6 protein-coding genes are annotated in these 8,127 nt (G+C 71.6%); 5 read left to right on the forward strand and 1 reads right to left on the reverse strand.

Translation table 11 applies throughout. From position 1 onward, the window contains the following. Nucleotides 1–2,074 (reverse strand): beta-L-arabinofuranosidase domain-containing protein (locus IH13_RS36950; RefSeq protein WP_031082275.1); only part of this gene is annotated, 2,074 nt, incomplete at its 3' end. Between the two features lie 472 nt (nt 2,075–2,546). Here IH13_RS36950 and IH13_RS0107830 point away from each other — a divergent pair. The 5 genes from IH13_RS0107830 to IH13_RS0107850 form a co-directional block, all read left to right on the forward strand. Further along, complete coding sequence (locus IH13_RS0107830) at nt 2,547–3,632, forward strand: ABC transporter substrate-binding protein (protein WP_031082278.1); 1,086 nt, start codon at nt 2,547–2,549, stop codon at nt 3,630–3,632. Nucleotides 3,633–3,745: 113 nt separating this feature from the next. Then, nucleotides 3,746–5,425 carry a sugar ABC transporter ATP-binding protein gene (locus IH13_RS0107835; RefSeq protein WP_031082280.1) on the forward strand — a complete coding sequence of 560 codons (1,680 nt, stop codon included), beginning with the start codon at nt 3,746–3,748 and terminating at the stop codon, nt 5,423–5,425. Continuing rightward, on the forward strand, nt 5,422–6,438 hold the full coding sequence (locus IH13_RS0107840) for an ABC transporter permease (RefSeq protein ID WP_031082282.1): 1,017 nt from the start codon (nt 5,422–5,424) through the stop codon (nt 6,436–6,438). The genes IH13_RS0107835 and IH13_RS0107840 overlap by 4 nt, the downstream gene beginning before the upstream one ends. Next, the gene (locus IH13_RS0107845; protein WP_031082284.1) at nt 6,435–7,496 is read left to right on the forward strand and encodes an ABC transporter permease; all 1,062 of its coding nucleotides are present in this window, start codon (nt 6,435–6,437) and stop codon (nt 7,494–7,496) included. Before IH13_RS0107840 ends, IH13_RS0107845 begins: the two co-directional genes overlap by 4 nt. Before the next feature lie 55 nt (nt 7,497–7,551). Beyond that, on the forward strand, nt 7,552–8,127 hold a 576-nt coding region (locus IH13_RS0107850; RefSeq protein WP_031082285.1), incomplete at its 3' end, for a LacI family DNA-binding transcriptional regulator.

Below are 8,127 nucleotides of genomic sequence, written 5' to 3' on the forward strand. Positions count from 1 at the left end.
TCCCCAGGACCTTGCCCGAGCGCCGGTTGCCGATCCGGTACCAGCGGTCCGCGAGCCACGCCGTGCCCCGCGGGTCCGCCAGGGGGAAGGAGGAGATCCGCAGCCGCGCCGCCCCCATCGGGACGAGCGTGACGTCCTCCACCGGCTCGGTGCTGCGCGCCGGGGACGGCTGGAGCGGCGCGACCACGTGCTCGTCGTCCGCCGTCCACTCCGGGATGCGCCGTGCCCTGGCCGTGATGCTCAGGGGCGAGCCGCCGAGCGTGAACGGGTTGGCTCCCACCGCGCGTTCGGTGCGGGGGCGGAGGGAGGCGGCCGGGTCCCGGGGGTCGAGCAGGAGGCCGTAGTTCCACGGGCCGGTGGCGTGCACCTCGTACGCCGGGAACCGGTCGGTGCCGCCGATGCGCCGGTACTCCTCGCCGATCCGCAGGGAGTACGTCAGCGGTCCCCGGTCGACGCTCACCGAGCCGTGGTTGTCCGCCCAGGTGCGTACGGTGGTGCGCTGCGGGAAGCGCAGGGTGACCCGGTCGCCGTCCGCCCAGGCCCGCTCGATCCGGGTGAAGGCGGGGCCGGCCGGTGCGGCCACCCGGCGGCCGTTGACCTCGACCACCGGGTCGGCGCACCAGGCGGGGACCCGCAGCACGAGCGGGAAGCGGAGCGCTCCCGGCGCCTTCAGGGTCAGGGTGACCGTGTCCGCGAAGGGGTAGTCCGTCTCCTCGGTGAAGGTCACCTCCGTGCCGTCCGCGACCTTCGCGGTGACCTCGCAGGCCGCGTACATCGAGGCGGCGAGCCCGCCGTCCGGGGTGGCCAGCCACAGCTCCCCGGTGAAGTAGGGCCAGCCCATGCCGTAGTTGTGCGGGCAGCAGCGGTACTGGTCGACGCCGGGGAGGTACGCCTGCATGGCGAAGCCGTTCTGGAACTGGCGCCGCCCCTTGGGCACGTCGTCCAGGTCCACGCTGTTGGCGCTGGTGATGTAGTGGACCGCTCTGCCCGAGGGGTCCAGGGAGGCCGGCAGGGAGTTGAAGGCCAGCTCCTCGCAGCGGTCCGCCCACAGCGGGTCGCCGGTGATCCGGGTGAGCAACTGGTGGCTCGCCATGAACTCGACGATGCCGCAGGTCTCGAAGCCCTGCCGGGGGTCGCCGTGCCCCTCGCGGACGTTCTCGTCCCCGGCGAACCCGCCGCCCGGGAACTGCCCGTAGCCGTCCATCGCCTTGGCGTACGTGCCGTAGGTGTCGCGGGTGTCCTGGGCCGAGCCGCTGCGCAGGGCGTACTGGGCGGGTTCGCGGAATCCCTGGGCGATGTTCACGTTGTGCGGGTTCACCAGGTTGTCGCCCCAGTCCGCGCCGTACCGGTGGATCGTGTCGGCGAGGTCCAGCAGGAAGGTGTCGCCGGTGCGGTTGAACAGCCAGAAGACGCTGTCCAGCCCGTCGCCCCAGCGCAGGGCGATCCAGCTGGTGTCGAAGGCCCCGCGCCCCTGCGCGCTCATGAAGCGGAAGAACCGGCTGAGGAACGGGATGATCCGCGTGTCGCCCGTGTACTCCTGCCAGGAGCGCAACGCCTGGATCAGCGGCAGGAACGGCCAGAAGTCGGGGCCGCCGTTCAGCGAGGTGCGCAGGGGCTCAGGGCCGAAGAAACCGTCGGAGCGCTGGGTGGCCAGGATCGCGTCCATCCAGCGGTGGGTGGCGGCCAGCGCCGTCGCGTCGCCGGTGACGATCGCCAGGTGGGTGTAACCGCGCAGCCAGTAGGGGAGTTCCTCCCAGCCGTCACGGTCGGGGTGCGCCCAGCCGGAGGTGGTGAAGTCGAGGAAGTGCGAGAACTCCTCGTACCGGCCGCAGAGTCCGTCGAGCTGGAGCCGGAGCTGGCCGGCCAGCCAGCCGCGTGCGGTGACCCGCCCGGGCGGCAGTCTCAGGAACGCCGTCGGGTGCAGGGGCGCGGCGTTGGGGGAGTAGTGGCCCCCGCGCGCGGCCGGGGCGGTGCTTCCGGCGGCGGTCGCCGTGGTGGCCCAGCGGCCGCCGGCGGTGGTGGCCGCGGCGGTGAGCAGGGCGCCGGTGAGGAGTTGTCGTCGGTTCAGGGGCATCGTGGGGGCTCCGCTTCTGCCTGGCAGGAGGGGGTGCGGCCGGCCGGAGTGCTCCGGTGCGTGACGAGGGCTGCCGTCGTGCGGGTGCGGGGGAACGGCGGCAGGGCTTTCAACGTTGGAAAGTTGGGCGTCGGCCGTATGACAGCACGCCGCCAAGCCTGTGTCCATAGGGGGCGCGCGAGTTGATGCGAGGCGCTCCCGGTGAGGCGCCGGTGGGGCCGGCGGCTCGGTACGACACATTTTGGAAACGCGGTGGCAACGCTCTTGCCGCCTGCGCCGACCCGCCTATATAACGTTGTAAACCGAGCCGCCGAGAGGCCGCACAGGCCCTCATGAACGCCGTACGCCCAGCTCGCGACGGGGTCGCGAGGGGTGCAGAGTCATCTGCCGCCGAGCGGCCGATGCACCAATCAGCCATGCCCGACCGCGCGCCGAACGGCGTGCCGTCATCCCGCCAAGGAGCGTCCCGCGCATGATGACCCAGCGTCGATCCCGTACCCTCGCAGCGGCCTGCCTGCTCGCCGCCACCGCCACGCTGGCCGCCTCCGGCTGCTCCAAGTCGGAGACCTCGGACAACGCCGGCAGCGACAGCAGCCAGGGGGCCCAGGCGGCCGAGACCCCCGAGTCGAGCTCCGGCGCCGGCTGCTCGCTGACCACCTACGGCGCCCCGAAGCTGGACCTGAAGGACGCGATCGTCGGCTTCTCCCAGTCGGAGAAGGAGGCCAACCCGTTCCGTATCGCCGAGACGCAGTCCATCAAGGACGAGGCGGCCAAGGTCGGGGTCAAGAAGCTGCTCACCACCAACGCCCAGTCGCAGCTGTCGAAGCAGATCAGCGACATCCAGGACATGCTGTCCCAGGGCGCCCAGTTCCTGATCGTCGCGCCGCTCAACTCCGACGGCCTGGAGCCGGCGCTGAAGGCCGCCGCAGCGAAGAAGGTCCCCGTCCTGACCATCGACCGCAAGGTCAACTCCACGGCGTGCAAGGACTACGTGGCCTTCCTCGGCTCCGACTTCGTCGAGCAGGGCAAGCGGGCCGCCGACGCGATGATCAAGGCGACGGGCGGCAAGGCCAAGGTCGCCATCCTCCTCGGCGCCTCCGGCAACAACGTCACCACCGACCGCACCAAGGGCTTCGTCGACCAGATCAAGGCCGAGGCCCCCGGCATCGAGATCGTCGCCCAGCAGACCGGTGAGTTCGCCCGTGACAAGGGCCAGCAGGTCATGGAGCAGCTCCTCCAGTCGAAGCCCGGGATCGACGCCGTCTACGCGGAGAACGACGAGATGGGCCTCGGCGCCGTCACCGCGATCAAGGCCGCCGGCAAGAAGCCAGGCAAGGACGTCAAGGTCGTCTCGGTCGACGGCACCCGCAACGCCGTCCAGGCCCTGGTCAACGGCGAGTACAACGCGGTGATCGAGTCCAACCCGCGCTTCGGCCCACTGGCCTTCGCCACCGCGCAGAAGTTCTACGCCGGTGAGGAGATCCCCGAGAACGTCATCATCACCGACCGCGCCTACGACGACACCAACGCCGAGGAATCGCTCGGCGGGGCGTTCTGACCCCTCCCGACCCGGCGACGGCCCCGGCCGCCGTGGTGCCCGCACCGGCCCACGGCGGCCCCCGGGCCGCCCGACCCTTCGAACAGTGGAACAGCGGAAGGCCGAGACCCCTCATGGCACCACCCGAAGCAGAACCTCAGGCCCCGGAGGCGGCCGTCGGGCCCGAGCGCTCCGCCGTGCTCGAAGCCCGTTCGGTGAGCAAGCGTTTCCCCGGTGTCGTCGCCCTCGACGACGTCTCCTTCTCCCTGCGCCCGGGTGAGACCCACGCGCTGGTCGGCGAGAACGGTGCGGGCAAGTCCACCCTCATCAAGGTGCTGACCGGCGTGTACCGGCCCGACGGGGGAGAGCTGCGGATGTCCGGCGAACCGGTCCGGTTCGCCCGGCCGTTCGAGGCCCAGCAGGCGGGGATCTCCACCATCTACCAGGAGGTCAACCTCGTCCCGCTGATGAGCGCGGCGCGGAACATCTTCCTGGGCCGCGAGCCCAGGAACCGCCTCGGCCTCATCGACTTCACCCGGATGCACCGGGAGGCCACCGAACTGCTCGACGGATTCGGCGTACGCGTCGACCCGCGGCGCCCGCTGCACACCCTGGGGATCGGCACCCAGCAGATGGTCGCCCTGGCCCGGGCCGTCTCGGTCAACGCCCAGGTCGTCATCATGGACGAACCCACCTCCTCGCTGGAACCGCGCGAGGTGGAGACCCTGTTCCGGGTCATCGACGGTCTGCGCGACCAGGGCATCGCCGTGCTCTACGTCAGCCACCGCATGGACGAGCTCTACCGCGTCTGCGAACGCGTCACCGTGCTCCGCGACGGCCGACACATCCACACCGGTGACCTCGCCGGACTCGACCGGATGCAGCTCGTGTCGATGATGCTCGGCCGCGACCTGGCCGAGGTACGCAGGGAGGGAGTCACCAGCTTCGCGGCCGAGGGGCACGAGGCGGCCCGCACCCCCGTGCTCACCGCGAAGGGGCTCTCCAGCCGCCACCAGCTCCACGACGTGTCCCTGTCGCTGTACGCGGGCGAGGTGCTCGGTCTCGGCGGACTCCTCGGGTCGGGACGCAGCGAGACGGCGAAGGCGCTGTCCGGGGCGCTGCCGCTCGACTCGGGCGAGATCGCCGTCGACGGCGCCGCGTTGAAGCGCCTCACACCGGCCGCCGCGATCCGGGCCGGGATCAGCCTGCTGCCCGAGGACCGCAAGGCCGAGGGGATCGTCCCCGGGCTCTCCGTACGCGAGAACATCGTGCTGGCCGCCATGCCCCGGCTCTCTCGCGGCGGCGTCGTCTCACGCGCCAGGCAGGACCGGATCGTCGACATCTTCATGAAACGCCTGCGCATCAAGGCGTCCAGCCCCGAGCAGAAGGTCGGCGAACTCTCCGGCGGCAACCAGCAGAAGGTCCTGCTCGCCCGCTGGCTCTGCCTCGAACCCAAGGTGCTGCTGCTGGACGAGCCCACCCGCGGCATCGACGTCGGCGCCAAGGCCGAGGTCCAGAGCCTCATCGACGACCTCGCCCGGGAGGGCCTGGCCGTCCTCCTCATCTCCTCCGACATCGAGGAGCTCATCGAGGGCGCCGACCGGCTCGTCGTCCTGCGCGGCGGAGCCGTCGCGGGCGAACTGGAGGGCGACGAGGTGGACGAGAGCCGACTGCTCGAAGTGCTCGCCGACCACGCACCCGCCCCGGACGCCGCCCCCGCGTCCGGCCCGCACGACGAACCCGTACCACCGGGCGCCGAACCCGCGCCCGCGCGGCAGGCCGCGGCCCCGGCCGCTGAGGAGGACCCCCGATGACCCAGGCCGCCGTCACCCCCTCCCCGGGCCCCGCGCACCCGGAGGACCCCGTACCGCGCGACCGGCCCGCCTCCCCGCTCGCCCGGTTGCGTGACCCCGCCTGGTACCAGGAGTACGGCGTCTACGTGGCCGTCGCGGTGGTGCTGCTCTTCAACGCCGTGTTCACCGATCACTTCATGACCGCCGACAACTTCCGCACCCAGCTCGTCCAGGTCGCGCCCATCGTCATCGTCGCGCTCGGCATGGCCCTGGTCATCGGCACCGAGGGCGTGGACCTGTCCGTCGGCTCGACCATGGCGCTCGCCGCCGCCTTCCTCCCCCTCTACCTCGGATACGGGCTCGTGCCCGCCCTGGTCGTGGCGCTCCTGGCGGGCGCGGTCGTCGGAGCCGTCAACGGCGCCCTGGTCTCGCTCGTCGGGCTGCAACCCATCGTCGCCACCCTCGCCCTCTTCGTCGGCGGCCGGGGACTGGCCCTGGTCATGGCCGACGGCCAGCTCAAGCAGATCGTCAACCCCGACCTGCTGTCGCTGGGCACCGGATCCTTCCTCGGCGTGCCGCTGGTCGTCTGGATCGCCGGGCTGCTCGCCGGCGCCGTCGCCTTCCTGGTCCAGCGCACCACGTTCGGCCGGCAGATCGTCGCCGTCGGCGGCAACCGCTCCGCCGCCGCCCTCGCCGGACTGCCCGTGAGGCGGGTACTGATCGGGGTGTACGTCCTGTGCGGCGTCCTCGCCGCGCTCGCCGGGATCCTCGCCACCGCACGGCTCACCGCCAGCGACCCGTCCTCACTGGGCACCCTCATGGAACTGTCCGCCATCACCGCCGTCGTCGTGGGCGGCACCCCGCTCAACGGCGGCTCCGTCCGGGTGCTGGGCACCGTGGCCGGGGCCCTGCTCATGCAGCTGCTGCGCGCCACCCTCGTCAAGCACGACCTGCCCGACTCCACCGCACAGATCGCCCAGGCGGCCATCATCGTCGCCGCCGTCTACGTCGCCCGGGAGCGTCGGTCCCGATGAACGAAACCACACCCGTCCCCGTCGTCCAGGCCCCGGTCCGGCGCACACCGGCCGCACAGCCGGGCGGACCGAAGACCGGCCCCGCCGACCCCTCCCGTCCCACCGGCGGCCGACGCGTCGCCGAACTCCTGCAGCGCCAGGGCGTGCTGGCGGTCCTGCTGACCGTCGTCATCGCCGCCTCCTTCATCTACCCGACCTTCGCCTCCCTGGACAACGCCCGCGGCGTGACCATCCAGGCCTCCTTCCTCGCCGTCGTCGCCCTCGGCATGACCCTGGTCATCATCACCGGCGGCATCGACCTGTCGGTGGGCTCCGTCTTCGCCCTCGGCGGGGTGCTCGCCGCCTGGGCCTCGCAGTACGGCTTCCTGGCGGCGCTGCTGGTCCCCCTCGCGGTGTGCGGCGCGATCGGCCTGGTCAACGGGGTGCTGATCGCCCGGGGCAACATGGCGCCCTTCATCATCACGCTCGCCACCCTGCTGGGCGCCCGCGGGCTGCTCCTCGCCCTCACCGACGAGGGCGCCACCACCTACCTCGTCCCGAAGGGCTCCGCCTTCGGCGAGCTGGGGCAGGGCAGCGTCTGGGGATTCGGCTACCCGATCATCATCGCCCTGGTGCTGTTCGGGGCCGGCGGACTCGTCCTGCAGCGCACCTCGTTCGGGCAGACGCTCTTCGCCGTGGGCGGCAGCAGCGACGCCGCCACCCTGATGGGCCTGCCCGTCGCCCGTACGAAGATCCTCGTCTACACCCTCAGCGGCCTGCTGGCCGGACTCGCCGGCGCCCTCAACGCGGCCCGGCTCTCCTCCGGCGTCACCATCATCGGCGTCGGCATGGAACTCGACGCGATCTCGGCCGTGGTCATCGGCGGCACCCTCCTCATCGGCGGCGCCGGCTCGGTCAGCGGCACCCTCTGGGGCGTCCTGCTGCTGGCCGTCATCCAGAACCTGATCAACCAGATCGGCTCGCTCAACTCCTCGTACCAGTCGGTCGTCAGCGGAGGTTTCCTTATCGTTGTCGTGGTGGCCCAGCGCTACCTGGCCCGCAGTCGCAGAACCACCTGACGACGCCACCGCGCGCCGAGCCGAACCACCGAGTCGAGCCGAACCAAGGAGTGCCGTGGGCGTCAGCCTCAAGGACGTTGCGCAACGGGCCGGCGTGTCCATCAAGACCGTGTCCAACGTGGTCAACAAGTACCAGCACGTGACACCGGCCATGCGGGCCAAGGTGCAGCAGGCCATCGACGAGCTCGGCTACCGGCCGAACCTCACCGCACGCCATCTGCGCAAGGGCCGAACCGGCATCATCGCCCTGGCGGTACCCGAGTTCGGCAACCCGTACTTCGCCGAACTCGCCGGTGAGGTCGTCGACGCGGCCGCCCGGCACGACTACACCGTCCTGGTCGACCACACCGCCGGCCTGCGGGAGAAGGAACTCCTCGTCAGCCAGGGCTTCCGGTCCCATGTGATCGACGGCCTCATCCTCAGCCCCATCCACCTGGAGACCGAGGACCTGATGGCCCGCACCGAGACGGCGCCCCTGGTGCTGCTCGGCGAGCGCGAGTACGAGGCCCCCTACGACCACATCGCCATCGACAACGTGGCGGCCGCCCGCGACGCCGTACGCCACCTCCTGGGCCTCGGCCACCGGCGCGTCGCCTTCCTCGGCTCGCGCACCGGCCGCGAACGCCAGCCC

This window comes from Streptomyces sp. NRRL WC-3549 (assembly GCF_000721935.1).
In the GTDB taxonomy this organism is placed as follows: Bacteria; Actinomycetota; Actinomycetes; order Streptomycetales; family Streptomycetaceae; genus Streptomyces.